The 20,770-nt window shown below is 56.9% G+C and carries 17 protein-coding genes and 1 tRNA gene; 7 read left to right on the top strand and 11 right to left on the bottom strand.

The genetic code is table 11. The features are described from left to right. Window positions 1-116: 116 nt before the first annotated feature. The 4 genes from ABEG21_RS07115 to ABEG21_RS07100 all read right to left on the bottom strand — a co-directional run bounded on the left by ABEG21_RS07115 (window position 117) and on the right by ABEG21_RS07100 (window position 6,863). A complete protein-coding gene (locus ABEG21_RS07115; protein ID WP_347556515.1) occupies window positions 117-1,505 on the bottom strand; it encodes a hypothetical protein in 1,389 nt (462 codons plus the stop codon). Next, on the bottom strand, window positions 1,483-3,261 hold the full coding sequence (locus ABEG21_RS07110) for a hypothetical protein (RefSeq protein ID WP_347556514.1): 1,779 nt from the start codon (window positions 3,259-3,261) through the stop codon (window positions 1,483-1,485). Before ABEG21_RS07110 ends, ABEG21_RS07115 begins: the two co-directional genes overlap by 23 nt. Before the next feature lie 114 nt (window positions 3,262-3,375). After that, window positions 3,376-5,160, bottom strand: a complete 1,785-nt coding sequence (locus ABEG21_RS07105; protein ID WP_347556513.1) for a hypothetical protein — start codon at window positions 5,158-5,160, stop codon at window positions 3,376-3,378. Then, window positions 5,157-6,863, bottom strand: a complete 1,707-nt coding sequence (locus ABEG21_RS07100; RefSeq protein WP_347556512.1) for a hypothetical protein — start codon at window positions 6,861-6,863, stop codon at window positions 5,157-5,159. The genes ABEG21_RS07105 and ABEG21_RS07100 overlap by 4 nt, the downstream gene beginning before the upstream one ends. Window positions 6,864-7,317: 454 nt before the next feature. Between ABEG21_RS07100 and ABEG21_RS07095 the strand changes: the two genes are divergently transcribed. The 4 genes from ABEG21_RS07095 to ABEG21_RS07080 all read left to right on the top strand — a co-directional run bounded on the left by ABEG21_RS07095 (window position 7,318) and on the right by ABEG21_RS07080 (window position 9,551). Continuing rightward, window positions 7,318-7,407 (top strand) — tRNA-Ser (locus ABEG21_RS07095). A gap of 288 nt (window positions 7,408-7,695) precedes the next feature. After that, window positions 7,696-7,911 carry a BrnT family toxin gene (locus ABEG21_RS07090; protein WP_347556511.1) on the top strand — a complete coding sequence of 72 codons (216 nt, stop codon included), beginning with the start codon at window positions 7,696-7,698 and terminating at the stop codon, window positions 7,909-7,911. Beyond that, window positions 7,895-8,167 (top strand): BrnA antitoxin family protein, encoded by a 273-nt coding sequence (locus tag ABEG21_RS07085; protein ID WP_347556510.1) that lies wholly within the window; start codon window positions 7,895-7,897, stop codon window positions 8,165-8,167. The genes ABEG21_RS07090 and ABEG21_RS07085 overlap by 17 nt, the downstream gene beginning before the upstream one ends. Before the next feature lie 121 nt (window positions 8,168-8,288). Beyond that, window positions 8,289-9,551 carry a site-specific integrase gene (locus ABEG21_RS07080; protein ID WP_347556509.1) on the top strand — a complete coding sequence of 421 codons (1,263 nt, stop codon included), beginning with the start codon at window positions 8,289-8,291 and terminating at the stop codon, window positions 9,549-9,551. Between the two features lie 107 nt (window positions 9,552-9,658). Here ABEG21_RS07080 and ABEG21_RS07075 read toward each other — a convergent pair whose 3' ends face one another. After that, window positions 9,659-9,889 (bottom strand): hypothetical protein, encoded by a 231-nt coding sequence (locus tag ABEG21_RS07075; protein WP_347556508.1) that lies wholly within the window; start codon window positions 9,887-9,889, stop codon window positions 9,659-9,661. A 237-nt stretch (window positions 9,890-10,126) separates the two neighbouring features. Between ABEG21_RS07075 and ABEG21_RS07070 the strand changes: the two genes are divergently transcribed. Next, entirely contained in the window at window positions 10,127-11,254 is a 1,128-nt protein-coding gene (locus ABEG21_RS07070) for a site-specific integrase (RefSeq protein WP_347556507.1), read from the top strand. 33 nt (window positions 11,255-11,287) lie between these two features. On the opposite strand, the gene ABEG21_RS07065 is transcribed toward ABEG21_RS07070, so the two are convergent. From ABEG21_RS07065 to ABEG21_RS07040, 6 genes are all read right to left on the bottom strand, one after another. Beyond that, window positions 11,288-11,494, bottom strand: a complete 207-nt coding sequence (locus ABEG21_RS07065) for a hypothetical protein (RefSeq protein ID WP_347556506.1) — start codon at window positions 11,492-11,494, stop codon at window positions 11,288-11,290. Window positions 11,495-11,554: 60 nt separating this feature from the next. Continuing rightward, entirely contained in the window at window positions 11,555-13,876 is a 2,322-nt protein-coding gene (locus ABEG21_RS07060; RefSeq protein WP_347556505.1) for a hypothetical protein, read from the bottom strand. A 794-nt stretch (window positions 13,877-14,670) separates the two neighbouring features. Then, a complete protein-coding gene (locus tag ABEG21_RS07055; RefSeq protein ID WP_347556504.1) occupies window positions 14,671-14,886 on the bottom strand; it encodes a hypothetical protein in 216 nt (71 codons plus the stop codon). Between the two features lie 280 nt (window positions 14,887-15,166). Beyond that, window positions 15,167-16,066 carry a hypothetical protein gene (locus tag ABEG21_RS07050; protein ID WP_347556503.1) on the bottom strand — a complete coding sequence of 300 codons (900 nt, stop codon included), beginning with the start codon at window positions 16,064-16,066 and terminating at the stop codon, window positions 15,167-15,169. Between the two features lie 592 nt (window positions 16,067-16,658). Further along, complete coding sequence (locus ABEG21_RS07045; protein WP_347556502.1) at window positions 16,659-17,252, bottom strand: hypothetical protein; 594 nt, start codon at window positions 17,250-17,252, stop codon at window positions 16,659-16,661. 104 nt (window positions 17,253-17,356) lie between these two features. Then, window positions 17,357-17,974, bottom strand: coding sequence for a recombinase family protein (locus tag ABEG21_RS07040; RefSeq protein WP_347556501.1), 618 nt, complete (start codon window positions 17,972-17,974; stop codon window positions 17,357-17,359). A gap of 750 nt (window positions 17,975-18,724) precedes the next feature. Between ABEG21_RS07040 and ABEG21_RS07035 the strand changes: the two genes are divergently transcribed. Together ABEG21_RS07035 and ABEG21_RS07030 are read left to right on the top strand one after the other, a co-directional pair. Further along, entirely contained in the window at window positions 18,725-19,858 is a 1,134-nt protein-coding gene (locus ABEG21_RS07035) for a ParA family protein (RefSeq protein ID WP_347556500.1), read from the top strand. Beyond that, window positions 19,855-20,544, top strand: coding sequence for a RelA/SpoT domain-containing protein (locus ABEG21_RS07030; protein ID WP_347556499.1), 690 nt, complete (start codon window positions 19,855-19,857; stop codon window positions 20,542-20,544). The genes ABEG21_RS07035 and ABEG21_RS07030 overlap by 4 nt, the downstream gene beginning before the upstream one ends. Window positions 20,545-20,770: the final 226 nt, after the last annotated feature.

Here is a 20,770-nt window from a genome sequence, read left to right as displayed (position 1 = left end):
CAGTAGGACTGGGTCCGCCGTCTCGGCCGCGGCATCCTGACGCCCTGGCCATGGGTCCCGCTGCGCGAGATGAGACGACGTAAGAATAGGCAGAGGACCGCAGGATGGGATGGCATTCACTTTCCGACCTCGGTGGACACGTTGCTTGATCGATGCGATGGCGGCGTCGACTGGGCACTGACGGGGGTTTCGTTCATAGCCGCAGCGCGCTTTGTGCCGGTGGCCGCCGGTCCGCCCACGCGCGTTGCAGATGCGTCGCAGGCGACATCACGTTTCAGCGCGTCCCGGAGATCGTTTCGGTCTTTTTGCCGCAGATCGAGTGTCTCGCACAGCCGGTCATAACGACTTTCGTCGCCATCGACGCCATCGGGCAAACAGTGCCAGATCGCGGCCGCGTGATCGATCAGCGTCGCCACGAAGCTCGACGACGGGGAGACCATCACCGTTGCCCTATCGGATAGAAAATCGGTCAACCATTGTGCGATATCGGCATCGCGTGGCCAGTCCGTTGCACCGGCCCAGGCCGACCGGACGTGATGCAAACAGAGCAACTCGATGAGCTCGTTCCAGCTCCACGGCGGCGTTTTCTCTCGCGCGATTGTCAGCGCACGCTGCAGTATCACGGCCCGCTCTCCATGACGGTCGAGACGAGAAAGATGATAGGCAATCGTTAAAGTGCGAATGGCCAGTCGCGGCCGATCCTGCGTCAGCGACGCCGTAACGATTTTTTGCTCCCAGCGCGCCAAATGACCGCCCACACCCCACCACTGTTCGACATCGACACGCGCCAAGCCGATCCGGAATATCAGGGTAGTGAGCAAGATCGGTTGCACTTGCCAGCGCACTCGGAGCGCCGCGCGCCATGCAAAGGAAGCGGTCGCGCCGACGTTCACGCCGAGTAACGAGTGCCACACGTCGGCGACATAGTGCGCGGGTAGAACCTCTAATTGCAACTCGCGTGAAACGGTCATATCGGTTTGTCGCAACGGAAGAGGCAAGATGCGCAGCAGCGCTATCGGCTCCGCGATATCCAGCTCGCGGTAACCGGCACGCATCACCGACGCGTCCGCCGCCAAGGTCAGTTGTGCCTTGCAGAGCCCCAGGTATTTTCGCCAGGGCATGGCGGCGTCGCCGTCGTCGATGGGTTGCATCCTGCAGGCATAATCCCGCATGAGCGACGCGCGGTGCCGCAATGAACTCGCTTGGATGGCGTTCAAACCGTCGACGAGGCCGGCATAACCGCACGGTAGACCGATTTGCACGAAGGCGAGGACGACCGGATGCCGCTGCAACGCGGTCCACATCGACACGCTGACGCAGGCAAGGCGCGTGATGTCCTGTGCAACACACCGGTCGAGGATTTCATCCCGCATCTCGCGTGGGAGGCATTGCAACGCGAACGGGCGTGGATCATCGTCGCCCGCATCGGCATCGATCCCGCGCCCCCACGAGGCGTCGATGCGGACCAAGCCGTCCAAACCGCTATCCGCGGGAATGGCATTCATATTCCAACCTCGTCGGAGGAATGAGTATGCGGTTCAAACGCCGGCGACCGGATTTGGAAAGATCGAGTCGTTCGCACAATCGCGCTACGCGATCCTCCCTCGTACCGTTGCCCTGCGCGCTTTCGGGCAAATGCGGCCAGATCGATTCGGCGAAACGGACAAGCATCGAGACGAACGTCGGCGACGGCGCGATGACATGCGTTGCCTCATCGGATAAAAAGGCCGTCATCCACTCCGCGACGTCTGCGTCGGACGGCCATTGCACGTACATCAATTGCTCCGATTCGGCACGGTGCGCGCAGAGCGCCTCGATCAGTTCGTTCCAACTCCAAGGCGGGGAAGTATCGCGCGCGAGGCGCAGCGCTCGCTGCAACACGATCGACTGATCGTCGTATTCCTGCAGACGCGACAATTGCACGGCGAGGGTCAGCGCACGAACCGCCAGTCGAGGCAGTCCATGCGCAATGCAGGTCGTCACCATTGTTTCCTCCCAGAGCAACAGACTTCGCCCTGTCCCCCACCATTCATCGGCATCGCGGCACGCCAATCGCGACCGGCATGCCAATCGGGAAAGCAGGGTCGGCTGAACTTGCCAGGGCATCTGGAGCACCGTGCGGCACGCACTACGACACGATTGGATCGCCGAGAAATAGAGGTTCCAAAACGTCGACATCACCGATCGAACGACATCGAGATCCTTTGTCGCATCGGACGGCATCCCCAGAACAAACTCGATTGCCTGCCCCTGGCCCGGAGACGTGATCTGCCTCGGCGTCATATCGCAAAAGTGCGCGTTGCGCATGGTTTCCATGACTTTCTGTAACAGCGCGTGGTGGAGTGCCAGCAGCAGCGTGCCGTGGTTCATGCCCCAGCGACGCAGGATCTCTTCCACGTCGCCGCCCCGCTGGAGAAAGCATGTTGCAAGTGCAAGCGCGACTACCGGCTCGAAGCATGTCGTTCGCTGCTCCGCCCCGACTGCGAAACAGGTCGTGAAGTGATGGCACACGTCCCGAGCCTCGACATCGAAGAGCTGCAGCGCGGCCATCACCGCGATAAATTGCACCGATGAACGTTTGTCGCCTTCCGAACCGAAGCCGGCAAGCGCAAAAAGGTTGCGTTCGTAGTGGCTCATCTTGGAACCCAATCCCAATAATGTATCCACCAGGCTCGCCCGGTAAGGTGACGGCAACACGTCCAGATCCGCTTCCCAGGAGTGGATCTGATCCAGGTCCTGACGCGGGCGCCCGAATATCCGCAGCGTCGCGATCTGCTGGACCAGGCATAGATCGCGCAGGCCAAGGAATTTCGTAGACGGGGCTGCATCAGCCCGCAGTTGTCCCTCGCAGAGCCACACGTAATAGCGCCATGGGAGCGTGCCGTCGCCGTCTTCGATGCGAACCATGCGCGACGCATACTCACGCATCAGCGGCGCACGAAACCGCAGCGGCGTCGACTGAATGGCTTCCAGACCCATGATCAGCGCGGCGTAATGTTTCGTGGCGCTCATCCGACTAAACGCGAGCAGCACCGGATGCCGCAACAAGGACACGCGCATCGACACGCTGACACTCGCCAGACACGTAATGTCTTGGGCACCCAGCAACGACAGAATTTCCTGCTGCATATCAGGGGGAATCCGCAGCAAGCCGAACGAGGGTGAAGCGATCAGCGCCGTGGCGTGACTCCCTTCGCTGTCTTCAATGGCCTCGGTGCCGTCGGCCAGGTTCGATACGATATTCGACGCGATCGCATTCACATTCCACCCTCACCGTAGGTTGTCACCGGCATGCGTAATCGAAGCCTCGTCTACCCCAACCGATGCCGACGATGCGGCTGTCCGCAACGGGCGGCGGATGTACCCCGCGCTGCGCTAATGCACCGCTGCCGCATCGTTGGGAAAGTACCGCGTCAGCGACGCCTTCAGGCCCCGACGATCTCTTAGCATCAGATCGAGCCGATCACATAGCCGGTCGAAACGGCCCATATCGCCGCCCTCGCCTTCGGGCAGGTGATGCCAGATCGACTCGGCGTGACGAAACAGCACCGCCACCAGCATCGGCGATGGCGCAACCATGCACGTTGCGGGATCGGAAAGGAAGATCGTCATCCAGGTCGCGATGTCACTTTCACTCGGCCAGTCGAAGCGCTGGCTCCGTATCGCGGATGCGCGGAGTTGACAGAGCGCCTCGATGATCTCGTTCCAGCTCCAAGGCGGCGTGTTCTCGCGCGCCAGCGCCAGCGCCCGATGCAGTATCCGCGAACGTGTGTCGTAATCCTTGAAGCGCGATAGGTGGCAGGCGATCATCAAGGTACGAATCGCCAATCGCGGTCGATCGTACGCAATGCAGGTTGCAAAGATCTTCTGCTCCCACGAAGCAAGACTTCCGTGTCGCCCCCAACTATCCGCCACATCGGCCCCTGCAAATTTAGTGCGAACGACAATCCTGTCAAGCAGCGTAGGCTGCACCTGCCAATCCAACGTCGTCACTTTCTGCCACGCGATACGGCCCGATTGAAGGGATGGAAAACTGTCGTTGGGCCAATAGAGGGTCCAGAACGTCGACATTGCCGACAACACGACTTGCTGATCCGCGATGCCATTCGTCGGAATACCCAAAACATGGTCCGTGACGGACACGTGCACCGACGGCGCCGCCTTTGTCATCGCGCAATCGAAAATGTCGGTCCATGCGCCGCGCAGCGCCTGCAACGCTTTTTGCAAGAACGCGTCGTGCAATGCGGGCAACAGCGCGCGTGTATTCATGCCCCAGCGGTTCAGCGCAGCGCCCACATCCCCACCGTTTCGAGAAAGGCATCGCGCCAACGTATTCACCACGACTGGATTGAACGTCGTCTTCCTTTGCTCCGACGTCAGCGCGAAACATTTGGTGAATCGATGGCAAACGTCGTGTGCGCGATCATCCATCAACTGCAACGCCGCCATCACTGCGATGAAACGCGTGGGCACGCGCGCCGCACTGCGTTGGCCGAGGTCCGTGAGCGTCCATACGTCGCGCGCTTGGGCACTGATGCCGAAGTTCATTTCCAGCAATGCGTCGACGGCTTCCGCTCGATAAGAAGGTGACAGGACATCCCCCTCTTCTTCCCAGGAAAACACTGTATTTAGTGGCCGCGTCGTGCGTTCCCACATATGCAGCATCGCAATCGATTGGACAAGACACAAATCTCGCAGGCTTTCGTTCCGGTTCGGTAAGTGGGCGTCGGCATTTATTTGACTGTGGCAAAGCAACACGTAGTAGCGCCACGGAACCGCCCCGTCGCCATCACCGATTCGGATCATTCGGCACGCATATTCGCGCATCATCAGCGCGCGAAACTGCAACGGCACCAACTGGATGGCTTCCATGCCGCCAACGAGGCACGCGTAATTGCACGGCGTCTTGATCTGGCCGAAGACGCGAATCACCGGATGATCTTGCAGTGACGTGTGCATCGACACGCTGATGCATGCCAGATTCGTGATGTCGCGTGCGGAACAATGATGGAAGATTTCGCTCTGCACGTCCGCTGGTATCACGCATAGCGTGACCGGATGGCAACCGCCTGCGATGGTATCGAAGTCAGCAGAGGGGCCATCCACGCTCCCGGCGGTCGACGGCGCATTGGACACCGTTCGCGACAGGTCGGCATTCACGATCCGATCTCACTGAAGCATGTCAGCGAATCGGAAAGGCATCCGCGATCTCTTTGCGAGAGATCGAGTCGCTCGCACAAGCGATCGAAACGCTCGCCATCGCTTCCCTCACCGTTCGGCGCATGACGCCAGATCGACTCCGCATGACGAATCAGCGCAGCGACGAGCATCGGCGACGGGGCGATGAGGTAGCTAGCCGGATCCGCCAGAAAGGTCGTCAACCAATGCTCGACATCCACGTCTCGCGGCCAGCTGGGACGAGGGATGCGCTGCGCTTCCACCCGATGCAGGCAGAGCGCCTCGATCAGCTCATTCCAACTCCAGGGCGGCATCGTCGCGACCGCCAGCGTCAGCGCGCGCAGCAGTATCACCGAGCGCTTGTCGTGACTCCGAAACCGCGAAAGGTGGCACGCGAGCATCAGCGCGCGAACGGCGAGGCGCGGGCGGTCGTGGGTCATGCACGTCTCCACGATCTGCTGTTCCCAGTGCTCCAGGCTGCGGCTGTCCCCCCAATTACCATCGACATCGGTGAGCGCCAATCCCGCCTGCGACGCCAGTCTCGCGAGCAACGTCGGCTGCACCTGCCATGGCAGGTGCAGCACGGTTTGCCACGGCAGGTTATTCGAATGGGTCATGACGATACGGTCGCTCATCCAGAACAGCGTCCAAAACGTCGGCATCACCGATTGGATTGCCTTGATGTCGCGCGCCGCATTCGCCGGAATACCCAGAACCTGTTCGACCGCTTGCATCTGGACCAGCGGCGTTGCCGGCGTCACGCTAGCGCCATAGAGTTCGGCCCAGGGACCGCGCAGCGCATCCACTGCTTTCGTCAGCAGCGCCGCGTGCAACGCCGGCAGAAACGTCGTGTGATTCATGCTCCAGCGTTGCATGACGGCCGCGAGATCACTGACACTCAGGGAAAAGCATGTCGCCACTGCTTCAACCACCATCGGTTCAAGTTGGGTTGTTCTTTGTTCCGAGGTCAAACCGAAACGTTTGACGAAACGGTGGCAGACATCTCGCGCATGAACGTCGAAAAGTTGTAACGCCGCCATCACGGCGATCCGGCGTAGTGGTGGAGGGTTGGAACCATCGTCGGCGTTGTCGATCAGCCCCCATATCGCGCGATCGTATTTCGTCTCGCCGGAATTCAAACCGATGATCGCCTTGGAAAGGTCTGTCCTGTATTCTTCCGGTAACGCCTGCAACTGCTGTTGCCATGAGTAAGCCAGATAGGACTGTTGCAATGGCCTTTTCAATAAGCGCAGCATGGCGAGTGGCTGAACGATGCACAGATCTCGCATGCCGAGAAAGCGGTCTTCCTCAGGCGGCCCGGCATGCAGTTGACGCTCGCAAAGCCGAAGGTAATAGAGCCAGGGAATCGCGCCGTCGCCGTCGTCGATACGCACCATTCGGGACGCATACTCGCGCATCAGCGATTCGCGGAACGGCAGCGGTGTCGACTGGATAGCTTCCATGCCGCCGATAAGTCCGGCGTAAAAGCGCGGCGCGCCGAGTTGCGCCAAGGCGAGGACCACGGGATGCTGCCGCAGTGACGCGCGCAATGGGCCGCTGACACAAGCGAGATTCGTGATATCCGGTGCGGCAAAGGAATACAGGATTTTGTCGAACAGCTCGATGGGGAGACGAAGTAATACGATCGGTTGCGACGGTTCCGCCATGGCATCGCTGTCGCGCACGCGATCGTCTATCGCTTCAGTGCAGTGGCGCGTCTGAAAAAGCACAAGCGACGGGATTGCATTCACCTTCCGACCTCACCGAGCGTTATATCGATAGATGCAATGTAGGCATAACCGAGGCTATCGGCGCGGGATCGTTCGTGCGGTGCGATTGCTTTGCGGTGATGATCGACGCACGCGGGCTGAAAATTGAGATGGGACTGGAGCGACGCAGGGCAATGCCGATGTTTGGCGGCGAATTCGGTATTGCCGGCGTGCCGATAGGTCGCGACGGCGGGGTTGAGACGGCGCTGGAGATTCGACGTCACACGGGATGCTTGCGGTGCGTCTCGGGGATGCGTCTCGGGATGCGCGACTCGGTCAGGGGCCGTACTGACGACCTATGCGGGGCCGAATGGAGGCGATTGCAAAAAAATTCCCACAATCCGAAAACATGGCTATAATAGCTGGCTCCGGAGAGATGGATGAGCGGTTTAAGTCGCACGCCTGGAAAGCGTGTATAGGGTCAAACCTATCCGGGGTTCGAATCCCCGTCTCTCCGCCAGCATTCCAGATGAAAGCCTGCAGATAACGGCTCTTCTCAAAGAGGGTGGCAACCACCCACGCGGCAACTCACCAATATCAAATCGTGTTCATAGGTGCGCTTTGCGCCTATTTCGGCTTCTAGCGCACTTGCATGAGAGTGCGCCTTTCGTCGTTAATGGCGAATCGCACCTCAGGGCCAAATTGTAAATACAAAATATTGACCCTAACTTATTTCGTATATACAATTTGATTTGTGAACTTTACATACGACCCTGCCAAGAATGAACGAAACATCGCCGAGCGCGGTATGTCGTTCAATCTGGTCGAGCACTTCGATTTCGAGACTGCCCTCACGCAGACCGACGATCGCAAGGCTTACCCGGAGACGCGGTATCAATCGCTGGGCTTTATCGGGGATCGTCTGTGTATGGTCGTGTTCACCCTGGTCGAATCGACGATCCGAGTCATCAGCCTGCGAAAGGCTAACGCCCGCGAGGTCAAACGCTATGAGCAAGAAACCTGATCCAGAGATGATCGACAGCGAGAACCCCGAATGGGGTGATCAGCAATTCAAGACCGCCAAGAAACTCGACGAAATGCCTGCCGAGTTTCAGGCGGCAGTCCGGCGCGCCCGCGGCCCGCAAAAAGCGCCGACGAAGCAACTCGTCAGCATGCGGCTCGACGGCGATATCGTCGAAGCCTTCAAGTCGCGCGGCGACGGCTGGCAGACGCGGATGAACGGCGCGCTGCGGGATTGGTTACAGACGCACAAGGCGTAAAACCTATCCGGGTTTCGAATCCCCGTCTCTCCGCCAAGTTATTGATTTAATTTAGAAATCTAGGCAATTCAGCAGTTTTCGCTGGGTTGTATCAAGTGGGTGACGCACATTGGAGCTTACGATGTGTACTCACCTCTTCAGACGCGGCAGTACCTACTACTTCCGCAGACGTATCCCAAGAGACATTGCCACCTACTACGGTGGCAAGTTAGAAGTCTCTTTCTCCCTTCGTACCACCTCCCGCATTGAAGCTGTCAGGCTTGCTCGTCTGGCTGGCGTTCGCCTTGATGGCGAGTTTTGTCATCATCGCAATGGCGGGCCAACTGCATCGCCTGTTGTGCAGATCCCTGTCGCGGTTGCACGCCCAGTGACCGAGTCCGTGCAGCAAACAGCATCCGGTAGCCTGCTGACGGATGTAATCGACAAGTGGGAACGGGAGAAGCGGCCAGCGCCTAAGACGGCCAGCCGGACTCGTGCAATCGTTGCCGAATTCGTCAAAGTCACGAGCGCGGCGCGCGCCAACGATGTGAAGCGGCAAACAATCCTCGACTACAAAGATCAACTACTGGCTGACGGCCAGAGCCCAGCTAACATCAACGTCAAGTTGGGCATGATCGGCGTAGTCTTCAATTATGCGAAGGATAATGATCTTGGTTTAGAAGCGAATCCGGCCTCCCGTATCAGAGTGGCCGAGAAACGGCGAGCCAAAGAGAAACGGCGCGAGTTTGACGACGCCGCATTGAAGGCGATCTTCACAAGTCCGGTCTATACCAACGGAAGCAGGCCAAGGGGCGGCGGTGGGGACGCCTGCTATTGGCTGCCTCTGCTGGCATTGTTCACAGGCGCAAGAATCGAAGAGTTGGCGCAGCTTCGACCAGAAGACGTTTATGAAGAAGCTTACCGGGACGGAGCGGGCCAACAGCACTCAGCATGGGTCGTAAGGGTCACCCATAGCGCGGAGGACGGGCAAGAACTGAAAACCGCAGCCAGCGAGCGCCGCATCCCCGTACATGCCGACCTAATACGTCTTGGATTCTTAGAGCACGCAAGGGCCGCAGCAGGCAAGCGTCGAATCTTCTTCAGCCTCATACCCGATGTGTATGGCGTTGAAAGTGGGAACTTCTCGAAGTGGTTCGGGCGGTATCTTCGTACGGTCTGCAGGGTGACAGACGAGCGTATGGTGTTCCATTCGTTTCGCCACACATTCAAACACCTTTCCCGTCTTGCTGGAATTCCTGCTGACGTACACAACGCACTCACCGGCCATACAACCGGTGATGTAGCCGACAATTACGGTGGATTATCCTACCCACTAGCGCCATTAGTCGCCGCCATCTCAAAGTACACGGTGCCGGAAGCGACCCTGCCGTTATTGGCCGGATAGCTAGCCGCCTGCGGAGCTGTCGAAATGCTTTCCAGACGGCTGCCGGTTAGCGGGCGAAGACGAGGTACCTCCCAGCATCAGGCCGATTCGACACGCGAATCTAAGTCTCATTGCAGGAACAGTTTGCCGATGACTGCGCCAGCAGAGGTGATCGCCAATCCAACTGCGAGACAGGACGCGATCATGATGACCGGCTCCCAGCGCCTCGACCAGCGATTCGCCGAGATTGTTTCGTCGATAATCCTCGTGGTCTCTGCTTGCAATTTGATCAGATTATTGAAGTTGGTCTTTTGAATTGTTCGGAGCGTCTGCTGAAACTCGGTGTCCATGTCGTCCATTCCGGTTCGGTGTAATCCCCCAATTATGCAGTTTTTCAACTCAATTTGACGGGAGGCACTCATCTGTACGTCAACACGATTAACAGGCTAGCCGTGGGAAGTACTGCAAAGGTTGCTGACAGCGACCGGGCTTGTCCTGCCGCGCCCCACTGAGGCTCTATGGCATACTGTCTCCGCCGAGGAATGGTGGCATGACCGCCTGCACCTGCACATCTCAATTCATTTAGAGGGGCGGGTATGGCAACGATACAAATGCGTGCCAACGGGACTTACACAGTCAAAATACGACGCAAGGGCTTCCCCTTCCTATCCCGGACATTTCGGGTGTTCTCAGATGCAGAGACGTGGGCAGCGGAACAAGAATCGGCAATCGACGAGAGAGTTTCTGCTGCAGTTGATGTTGAGCATCGACAGCGAATAGCGGAAGGCTCGGCACCGAAGTATCGCATCTTCGCTGACTTAATCCGCCGCTATCTCAACGAGGTCACGAGTGGGAAACGCTCCGTCGATACCGAGTCAGATCGGATCAACGGCATACTGAAGCATTCCCTTGCCGCCTGTCCTATAGCAGGGTTGACGAGGCAGCGTGTCGCGCAATGGCGAGATGAGCGGCTATCAAAAGTTTCGGGCTCGACGGTCAATCGAGACATCAACTTGCTGCGCCACGTTATCGCCGTAGCCATGTCCGAATGGGGCGTGCCGTTCGAACACAACCCGTTCGACAACCTGCGCAGCCCAAAGAACTCCCGCCCCCGTGATCGTAGATTGCACTACGGAGAAGAAACCGTGCTCTTGCAGGCCTGCGCGGGGTCGAATTCCAAATTCCTAAGCCCAGTGGTTGAGCTTGCGATAGAGACGGCGATGCGACAAGGCGAACTGGTGTCCCTCCAGTGGTCACTTATCGATTTTACTCAGCCGTACGCGAAGCTGCCCGTAACGAAGAACGGTGACGCCAGAATAGTGCCGCTTTCGTCACGGGCTTTAGCCATTCTAGCTAAGCTGAAGCTTGCAGCAAGCGATTCCCTGGAGAAGTCCGATAATGTGTTCCCTGGGGTTACTGCTGAAGCAGTAAAGCGCGCGTTCATTCGGACACGAAAACGTGCCGGGATTCTCGACTTGCGCTTTCACGACTTGCGGCGCGAAGCCACCTCGCGCCTTTTCGAGAAAGGCATGACGGTGCCCGAAGTGGCAGCAATTACGGGCCACAAGACATGGAGCGTGTTACGGCGCTACACGCATCTGCGAGCGCGTGACTTGGCGCGCAGGTTGGATCAGCCAGCGAAGCTGACCGCCGGAGCCCAAACAATCGAAGAACTGCTGGCGCAAGTTGCAAGAATCGTCAGAAGCGATAAAGTCGATGATTAACGCCGATGGCGCACTACGGGCTCTTTCGGCGGATCACAAATCCCACAATCTAGAAGGCACGCTATCCCGCGAGTTGCGGTCAGAATGCGGATCGCATACTTCCTTGCTTGCTTGCTCGCCCGCACTCGCGCCGTCTAATCCGAAGGCATAAAATCCGAAAAACTGTGCGCGAGTCATGTGGCGCATCCCTGCGGCCTCGTCTATTTGGTCGCGCAAGTTTTCTAATTCTGGATCGAGCATTTAATCTCCTATTTGTTTGTGGCGGCAGCGCGCTCCTTGAAGCCTGCTGCCGGTGCTTTTTTAGTAAGGCCAGCCGTAGGCGTTGCGATTTGCCAAACCTGGTTGGTCATGTCCATGCGTGTTACCGTATGACGTATCGAGAGCGTTCTTCGCCATACGTTTGCCGAACTCATCCGCCTGCATCGTCACGTACAAAGGTGAACCATCTGTTTTCTGCATGGCTAAGTTCATAAGGCCGTTTCCTAGGTATGTACCCCATTGAACGTGATAGTCCGAAGGATCGAAGTTCGCCATGTCCGCCTGTCCACGTTGCTTTACTTGATGAGTAACTAGTTCGCTGATGTAGTCGCGCATCGAGTCCTGGTATAGCGTAGAATTCTGGCTGGCAACTGCGCCGGGAACCTTCGCCACATAATCAGCCCAGCGCTCGCCCTTATTGTATCGCCCGTCTTCTGGCACCAAAGCACCCGGCACCAGCTCGCCGTTCTTTACGACCTCAGAGAACGCGGCACGAGCAGCATCGTCTTTACTAAGCCCGAACGCAGCCATCTTTTGTGCCATTAGGGGTGCGACCTGCGCTGCCAGATTTGCCTTAGCCCCGTCCGTGATGTTCCAGGTCATAAGGTCGCCGCGCCGGAAAGGATTCCACCATGCCGAGTCCTGCCCGTTCACATAGGCCAGCGCAGCTTTCTTGTCCTGCGCCGAGGCACTAGCCAATCTGCCCCTTGTGTACTGCTGGCGTACAGCGGCGAATTGCTTTGGGTCGCTGATGTCGACGCCGTTATCCAAGATTGCTAGGACGCCTTCAGCCTTATCGCCGAAGTACGCTTTCACAGCGTCAACGCCACCCTGTCCCTGCCGGAGTAGCTGTGCGTCCCGAAGCACAACCTGCTGCTGCGGCGTTGCAGGCCCCGCATTATCGAAGAAGGTCGACATCGAACTATTGATCATCCATACCAGCTTTGTCGGTCTGAAATCAGCGTCGCGCGCATTAGCACTGGCGTTCGTCCAGAAATGAGCGTAGTGGCTCGATCCGGGACCGGCTTTTAGAGCATCGTCGTAGAGAAGGTTTAGCTGTGTCACAAATGCACTCTCTGGGATCGGAATACCCTTCAATGCTTCAGGCGCTTTGCTCGCCCAGGCATTATTTACCATGACTGTCGCGCGGTTAAAATTGGTCTGCTCCGTTTGCAGCTTCATTGCCGATTGGAACTGCCGCGCGTTGTTCAGGTCCATACCCCTAATCGTGTCCGCCATCGTTTCGGGAGTAAACGGGACCGTGGCATCGCCGTACTGCAGTGTCCACGCGTCGTTTATGGACTGCATCTGAGCCATCGCGGCGGCATGACCTGCAGGCGTACTCGGGTACGGGCTGTACCCTTGCATCATGTTGAACTTCAGTGTGGCAGCATCGGAAAAATCTTTTGCAACTTCCGGGTTCTTCGCAGCAGCCTGTGCCTCGAAAACAGGGATTTTGTTGTCTAAGTCGGCCTTCATCACCGCATCCATTGACTGATACTCGGGCACTTTCTGCATCGCCCGTACGGCCTGCCAGTTACCATTGATAGCGTTCGATACTGTTACGTCACGAAGCGCGCGCTGGTATGATTTGAGGTCCATGTTGTCTGGTCGCGCGATCTGCTGCATGTAATTCCGATGCGCGGCAGCGATGTCATCCTGAGCCGGGTTATTCGAGGAGGCGAGAGTGGTCTGCATTGACCGGGCGGACGCGGTCGCCATGTTCGTGAAGCCGCTGTAGTTCTGCTCTTGGGTGAACTGAGCGTAGTGTTGCATGTGTTGGTCTAACATTTGTGGCAACTGCTCTGCGAGCTTCTGCTGCATCATCGCGTCTGTGAACTGATCGCCCGTGCTCTGCACCTGGGACATCTTGCCAACGAGGTACTGCCGCACTTGATCCGGCGAGCGCTCGCGAAGCTGCGGCATGGCCTGCGTGAAGCTTGTCTGTGCATCGGACATCGCCGCATTGACGTTGAACATCTGTGCGCCCTGCGTCGTGGCATCCGGTCCGTAAAGCTTCGTGTACCACGGCTGGTTATCTTCGATGCTCTGCAGGCTTTGCCCCTGCGCCGCCATCGCCATGCCCTGGGCGTACTGTTCCTTTTTCGCGCGGTCTACGTATCCTTGAATAGCACCGCCTGTCAGCTTGTTGAAGCTGTCCAAGCTGATGCCGAGCCCGCCGATACCCTGCCGTGCCTCCGCTGCAGCCATTGCGGCAAAGTCGGTTCCGCCTTGCGCGACATTGCCGCTCGACTGGTCGCCGCTTGCACTTGCGCTGAAGCTAGCCGTACTTCCGTTACTGTTAATCACGCTAGGCTGGTGCTCTGGCTGAACGTTGCTATCGAGACTGAAACTGTAATCCATTGAAGCTCCTTATAAATTGAGGTTAGATCGACCAGCCGGCCTGCCGAAGCAGTTGCAGTAGGTCAGAGTGTTGTTCGCATAATTGGAAGATACGGGAGGACTGGACCTTGCCAAAGTCCGGGTTATCGATGCGCAGTGCTGGACACATTATGTGCAGCCGCCCGCCAGGGTATTCGCGTGACCGGAACATCCCGGCAACTCGCTCTATGCAGTCACCGCGTCGCTCCCGTCGCCTCTCATCGTTACGGGAAAGCCAACCATCTCGTGAGAGCTTTGCCGCAGGAAGCGCCGTGCAGCGGCCTTTGGCATCTAAAGAGAAACCGCGCCCTAGCTGTTCGCAGTCATAGCAGCCAACGTTGTATACGCGTCGGCGTGTGCCTTTGCATTTCTTGCATTCGTTCCCGCTGAACCACTTCCGGCCCGCTAAAAGGGCATCAATGCGTTGCGGATAGCGGGTCTGATTCCGTAGTTGCCACGCGTACGCGGGGTCTAGCCGGGCAAAGGCGGCATGCCGTCGCGTTAGCTTGGATGCACGGGGTGGGACTTGATAGTGCGATAGGTTTTTAGGGACCTTATTACTGCTGCCAAAGGGCTTCACAGTGCCTTCAACCAAACACTTTTGGGGTGCCTAATTCGACATCGAAGCGGCGGTTCAGCTTCTGCTTCATGCACAGAATCGCGGTTACGAAAGACACGCAGCGTTTCAATCCACTCGCGATACCGAATGCCGCCCAACACCCAGACTTCACACGAGGGGCACCCGGCAAGTCGTCGGTGCGGGCGTGCCGATGTACTCACGACTTTTCTTGGCCTCCGCCCAGCATCCGCACCACTGCGACCTTTTGTCGTGCGCGCTGCTTCCTCGTCGCATAGGTCGGCAGGCTGCCGGTAAGTTGCTCAACGACTTCCCGCCATACGCACACGCCACCTTTAGAAGCGCGTGCTGCGAGCGATTTGAAATACGCTTTGGCGACATCGTTGTATTCCAGCGGGTGATTCACTATCTTCATAAAATTCTCCAGTTAATCTAACTTCGTGGTTACTGCTGCACAAAAACGAAGTTGGCCTCAGCCTCCCTTGCGTCACGAAGCCGGTCTAGAAAGGCTTGTTGGTCTCCGCGTGCGCCACCTTTCCACAGGCGGTCTAAGTCGGCTTGGTTACGCACCAGCTTGGCTGTAATAGACTCGGGCTCGGGACGAAACTTTCGGCTCATTCGGTGGCCTCGTGGCTTACGGAAAGGATTTGTCATTGATAACTCCTCTAATGGCGGCGTGTGTGTAGCGCCCGGTTCTACAGTTCACGCGATCCAGTAAAACGTCCGAAATCGTCACGCTGGGCTTCGATCGGGCTGTAGTTCGCGTGCGCTGCTTGCGTTTCGGCATTGGCAATCCATCGGGCGATGGTTTCAGGCTTTACATTGAATGGTGCAGCAGAAAGCGTTTTTACGATGCGTATGTCTTTCCGGGCCGTACCGTCTTTAATAGTCAGGCGAATAGACGCGCCTTCCCCGCGATACGCCAATGGCTTGCTGCCAAACCACGCGACACGCTTGCCAGAAAGGAATTCAACGCGCCCATGTTTGCCGAAGTTTTTGCCAGCAGCACCTCTCGCTGGCTTCGCAGCTGGCTTCGCCCGTTCGACGATGCGGTTATGAATCTTCGCAAAAGTGTTCAGGACCTCCCGTGCAGTACCGTCCGGATTGGTCGCAATAAGGGCGCTCGCAATCAAGCTACGGTCGGCTACGGCCTGCTCCCATTCGCGGAAAGGGCGATTCCAAATACTCGCTGGCAGCTCCCCTAAATAGGCCGCCTGTCGTTCGGATTCTCTTAGATACACCACGCGTAACGCCCTGCCGTCCATCGTCCGAGTGCGTCTATCGGCAAACAACTTACTCATCAACGCTTGCTTTGCCGCTCGGTATTCCGGGCCTTTATCGGCTACGACTACAATCTGCTGCTGGATAATTGGGCGGCGAAACCCTCGCACCTCGATGTTGGCAGCGTATTTATCTGCCTCAGCACTTAGGAATGCGCGCATCTCCCTCAGTGCCGCTTCGTATTTCTCCTTTTGCACTAGGTAACCCATACGCTTTGCGTCAAAGGCCGCAGCTTGATCGATTTCCTCAAAATCCAGTACGGCACGCCGATCAGCTGCGTGCTGCTTCCTCAACTGCATCACTGCCTCGTGCATTCGCTTCTCTCCTTGTTCAAACGTTCACCGACGCCAATTCGCGGTAGCTATCGCAAGTTGACAACGGTGTCCAGGGTGCCGCCCCCGAGACAACCCACGATTGGCCTAGGCTATTGATGTAAAAGCTTTTTTGTCAGATAGAACGGCACCTTTCTTCCTACTACTATGCTGTAGAAGGTAGTAGGAGAATTGGCACCACCTAGACCTAGGGAACCAACTCGCAGAAAGGAACTGGCCGATTTGACACAGGCCGCCGAACCAACATCTACCGCTTTAATGACCTGCGGATAAAGCGCGACTGGGCGCACAAGAGCATCGGCCTGCGTATCAGTGCCTAAGCCTGCACGTTGGCGACCACCGACCGCTACGGCGGCGTGGAATCACTCGGGATACCTGCTGAAGGTACGGTAATAGTCGGGGCGGTCTGTGTGTGTCTTGACAGTGTTCCGAAATGAATCACACCGCCAAATCGCTACCCTAAAGCGAATGAAACTGCGCGAGGAATCAGCAGCGACGGCACAAGTGCATCACCCAAAAAAATGTAAAAGGCCCGCACATTGGCGGGCCTCTCGGATGTCATACGGCGGAAGTATCAGTGGACTGTGGCAAGGTTGCCCAGGAAGTCGCGACCACGCAGCGCGCATTTTCCCGCCGCGTCAGCACGCGCCAGCGCTTGCTCGACCTGATGTAGGTCGCAAGGCTGCTTGCTGGCCGCCGCGATCACTTGCCACTGTGCCGCACCGGCCCCTGCCGCCCGTTCGGTGCGGATGGCCTTATCCTTCTTCGTAGCGGTATTGATCCAAGGTCGCGTCTGTAGAATCCATCCGGCGGTAGCGGCGACGCTTCCGGCTTCGGCCATTGCCTTGTATCCGGCTTCTCCTGCGTCCGCTAACTCGGTAGCTCGGTCCTCATACCCGAGATAGAACGCGTTAAGCATGTCTTCGTTCTGCCACGCGGGACAAACGGTTCCCGAGATGAACGCCCAAGCCATAGCCCGGTGTTCGGCCATGTTTGCTGGCCGAGCATGCACCGGTTCCTTCAATGCCCACTGCCAATCTGTCTCTGCGAAGAAAGCGCCTTCCCGATACGCTTCATCAAGGTCAGCCGGATTCTCGACCGCCTCAGCCTCGTAGGGGTAGAACGCCAATTTGCCAGATGCTTCAGTGATGATGTTGTGGTTCGCCATGATCGTTTACGGTATTGTGCGAGCACGCTGGCCCGCGTGGTGGTTGGTCGCCCGGTGTATCCGCCAAGACTGTCCGGGCCTCTACGGTATGCGGTGCCAGCGCCCTAATTTGCAGTCGCTATCCCCTTGGCTTCCGCGATAGCGCGTTTAACCGCCGCCGTGGAAATCCCGAAGTTTGCAGCCGTCTGACTAATGGATGCGCCGTTCTCAGCCCTCCATGCGCGCACCTCTGCGTAATCCGCTTTTCGCTTACGTCCAACCGTGGCGTAGTTGTCCCCGAGCTTGGCGACGGCAATACCGCGCGCCTGCATTTCGCGCCTGTTTAGATAGTCAGCCTCGCCTTGTGCTGCCATGAACGCCAATACCGCGTCTCGCGTAGCCTTGCTGATCGCATCGGTCGCTCCACCATCAAACGACATGCCATTCAGCGTGCATTCAACCCGTACGCCGCGCTTCATAAGGCGTTGCATCGTTTCGTGGAGTTCGTCATAACGACGACTAATCCGGTCCAGCCAGCGCACGACAAGCACGCCGCCTTTCCGCAGGTCGCGCTCAACGTGCGGCCATTGCTCCCTAGCCTGTGGGGCGACGTGGTACCCGCTCACGCCCTCGTCAATGAAAGTGTCCTCGGGATCGATTCCCTCGGCTTGTGCGTCCGCGTATTGGCTCGCGGAGGACTGACCGTCTGTTGTGCTTATTCGCCCGTAATAGATGCGCTTCATTTCGTCCCCGCCGTTGGATCGAATTAGTTAATGGCTCGAATTACAGCATAGCTCGAATTATCGGTCAACTATTTCGATCCAACTTCATCGTGCTCGGGGCTAGGCTCGATACGGTGTACCTTATCGAGCTAAGTGCCGATGGGCTACCGGAGCACCACCCGAATCGGACTTGCAGTGCTATTCGCCCCCGGTGCTGCGCGACGTGTGAAGTCGAGAGTACGCTGTCGTTTGAAATCTGCTGCAATTCCGACCATCGTTCATTCGCCACCCCATTACAAATGCGGGCGTGGGCATACGAGGGGGCGCATAGGCGCGTGTGGGCGGCGTAAGTGCCCGCGAATAAGCAAAGAAAAAATTTCGTCCACCACCTGACAGAATCGGCCGTGCAGAACATCAGCCATGTGCCGAGTGGACACTTATCGGGACCTGTGATTCAAGAATCGGACGTGTTCGCGGTCCAAGCTAACGTAGCGAGTAATTATAAAAAGTACAGGCGTGTTCATTCGGCGCACAAGACACCGAAAAAAGGGTCCTCACGTGGGCTGTAATGTGGTTTTGATCGGAACTTCGACCGGTAAAAGTACGGAGACGCATAGGGCATAACGCATAAGTGGTCGCGAGTAATCAGTAAGAACCATCTTGCCCTATTGTAAAATGGCGGTCTGCTTTTTTGCCACAATTATTGCCGCAACCGAATCGAGTCGGAGTATCATTGATCAATTACTGAACAGACTTAGTGCTGAGACTAGAATGAATCCAAAAATTATCTCTGTCTTTAATAATAAAGGCGGCGTCGGCAAAACCACTTTGACGTTTCACCTTGGGCATGCGCTGGCTGGCCTGGGACACAGAGTGCTCATGGTGGACCTCGATCCACAATGTAACCTTTCGATTTATGGCGTGCCAACGGAGCGAATTCAATCCGTATGGGATGCCGAGAATTCGTACATCGACGAACCAGGTTTCGCCGATACTCGAAAGGTGGCCCCGCCAGATGAATTTAAACGGCTGTTGTCTGATCCGCGCACTATGCACTTTCTCCTGAAACCGACGGAGGAGGGAACGGCCGAGCTAGAGTCGTTGCCGCCACCGATCACGCTCGCTCCGAACCTGGATCTTATTCCGGGGAGGCTTACCCTCCACATGTTCGAGGAGCAAATCTCAAGGCGGTGGAGCGACGCTTACATTGGACAGCCTTTAGCCCTTCGTACACTTGGCGAAATACGACGCCTTATCTTGGCGTACGCGGCCGAGCACAAATACGAGTACTGCATTGTTGATACATCACCCAGCCTCGGACTGCTCAATAAAGTTGCATTAAGTACCGTAGACGCATTCTTAGTTCCCTGTGCGCCGGACTTATTCAGTCTTTATGGAATTCGTAACATCGGAAATTCTCTCCAAAGATGGGCGCACGAATTTAAAACTCTTTACACACTAATCTCTGCGAGTCGACGTGGGGCTTTACCCGAAAAGATGGTTCGATTTATCGGTTACACCATTTATAATGCGAAGCGACGAGCGGGAGCCAGCGAATGGGACATGGCAGGTGCTCACTTTGATTACGCTCGCCAAATTCCGGCAACGATTGCCGGGCATTTGCCGTCAGAATTAAGTGCAGGCATTTCGGAAGCACAGTTGCAGTTACCGATAGGCGGAATGTCAGTGATGCACTCTCACAATACGTTTCCATCACACGCTCAAAAGTATCACAGTCCGATGTGGGAACTGCCCAATTTGCAAAATCTGGACCCATTAGACAATCCGACAATCCAGGCCAGCCGTCAGAAGTATTATGCAACGAAGGGTGCGTACGAGGCCTTCGCCGCTGATGTGATTTCTAGACTTGACACTCTTGCTCCGACACAGGCTGTGCAGTTATGACGAATCCTACGTCCGAGGAATTGGATGCTGCGCTTGATGCTTTCGAGTTGCGTCGTGATCAAGTCGATTGGTTCCGTAAGCAAGTGGCAGATTTTTACCAGACTAGTCGAGCACTCACCGCTGGGTCGTTACCAGCTGTTCATTCGGTGAAGTCTCGAGTGAAAGACTCGTCCCACCTAAAAGAGAAGATAGCTCGGAAGTGGAAAGATGGTCCAATAACGGCCGAAAACTTTTTCGAACGCATCAATGACGCGGCAGGGGTGAGAGTATTGCATCTGCATTCCCGACAACTGGAAAAGATTCATCGGGCTACTATGGCCCAGGTTGAACAGGGTTATTGGTTCTTAGCTGAGCCTCCTGTCGCGTATAGTTGGGACCCTGAGGCAACGGCCTTTTTCCAAGGTCTGGGATTGCGCGCAGAGACGCGCGAAACTTATTACACCAGTATTCACTACATCGTTAAGCCACAAGAACGCGTTGAAATCACTTGTGAAATCCAAGTGCGTACCTTGTTCGAGGAGGTCTGGGGGGAAATCGATCATGTTCTCAACTACCCTGAGCCGACCACAAGCCTACCTTGTAAGGAGCAGCTTAGAGTCCTAGCAAAGTTGGCATCCACTGGGACTAGATTGGCGGACGCTATCTTCGCTATACGGGACAGTGAGTCTTCTGAGGTGGGTCCATAGCACCAATAGCGCTGCGCACGATTCTGGTAGATTTCGCTTTTTCCTACAACCTGCACCCTTGCAGCATGTGGATCACCGCCAAGCCTTTATAGAACGGGCCTCAGCGGAACTAAGATCATCTCGGTCTTTTTGAGCGCACCACAGGCAGCTAGCAATGGAAAGCGTGCAACGTCATAATTGAGCGGGCTGATCTGCATGTGGCCTAGTTGGACGTGCCAACAACACG

It is taken from the genome of Robbsia sp. KACC 23696 (assembly GCF_039852015.1).
Classification (GTDB): Bacteria; Pseudomonadota; Gammaproteobacteria; order Burkholderiales; family Burkholderiaceae; genus Robbsia.
Note: the sequence above shows the minus strand (reverse complement) of the source record. Positions and strands in the feature narration are given on the sequence as shown.

What these genes read in the sequence shown, in the direction of transcription:
- ABEG21_RS07080 (WP_347556509.1), top strand. Translation starts at nt 8,289, where the DNA reads ATGTGTACTCACCTCTTCAGACGCGGCAGTACCTACTACTTCCGCAGA.
- ABEG21_RS07035 (WP_347556500.1), top strand. Translation starts at nt 18,725, where the DNA reads ATGAATCCAAAAATTATCTCTGTCTTTAATAATAAAGGCGGCGTCGGC.
- ABEG21_RS07070 (WP_347556507.1), top strand. Translation starts at nt 10,127, where the DNA reads ATGGCAACGATACAAATGCGTGCCAACGGGACTTACACAGTCAAAATA.
- ABEG21_RS07045 (WP_347556502.1), bottom strand. Translation starts at nt 17,252, where the DNA reads ATGGCGAACCACAACATCATCACTGAAGCATCTGGCAAATTGGCGTTC.
- ABEG21_RS07090 (WP_347556511.1), top strand. Translation starts at nt 7,696, where the DNA reads ATGTCGTTCAATCTGGTCGAGCACTTCGATTTCGAGACTGCCCTCACG.
- ABEG21_RS07075 (WP_347556508.1), bottom strand. Translation starts at nt 9,889, where the DNA reads ATGGACGACATGGACACCGAGTTTCAGCAGACGCTCCGAACAATTCAA.
- ABEG21_RS07085 (WP_347556510.1), top strand. Translation starts at nt 7,895, where the DNA reads ATGAGCAAGAAACCTGATCCAGAGATGATCGACAGCGAGAACCCCGAA.
- ABEG21_RS07115 (WP_347556515.1), bottom strand. Translation starts at nt 1,505, where the DNA reads ATGAATGCCATTCCCGCGGATAGCGGTTTGGACGGCTTGGTCCGCATC.
- ABEG21_RS07030 (WP_347556499.1), top strand. Translation starts at nt 19,855, where the DNA reads ATGACGAATCCTACGTCCGAGGAATTGGATGCTGCGCTTGATGCTTTC.
- ABEG21_RS07050 (WP_347556503.1), bottom strand. Translation starts at nt 16,066, where the DNA reads ATGCACGAGGCAGTGATGCAGTTGAGGAAGCAGCACGCAGCTGATCGG.
- ABEG21_RS07065 (WP_347556506.1), bottom strand. Translation starts at nt 11,494, where the DNA reads ATGCTCGATCCAGAATTAGAAAACTTGCGCGACCAAATAGACGAGGCC.
- ABEG21_RS07060 (WP_347556505.1), bottom strand. Translation starts at nt 13,876, where the DNA reads ATGGATTACAGTTTCAGTCTCGATAGCAACGTTCAGCCAGAGCACCAG.
- ABEG21_RS07040 (WP_347556501.1), bottom strand. Translation starts at nt 17,974, where the DNA reads ATGAAGCGCATCTATTACGGGCGAATAAGCACAACAGACGGTCAGTCC.
- ABEG21_RS07055 (WP_347556504.1), bottom strand. Translation starts at nt 14,886, where the DNA reads ATGAAGATAGTGAATCACCCGCTGGAATACAACGATGTCGCCAAAGCG.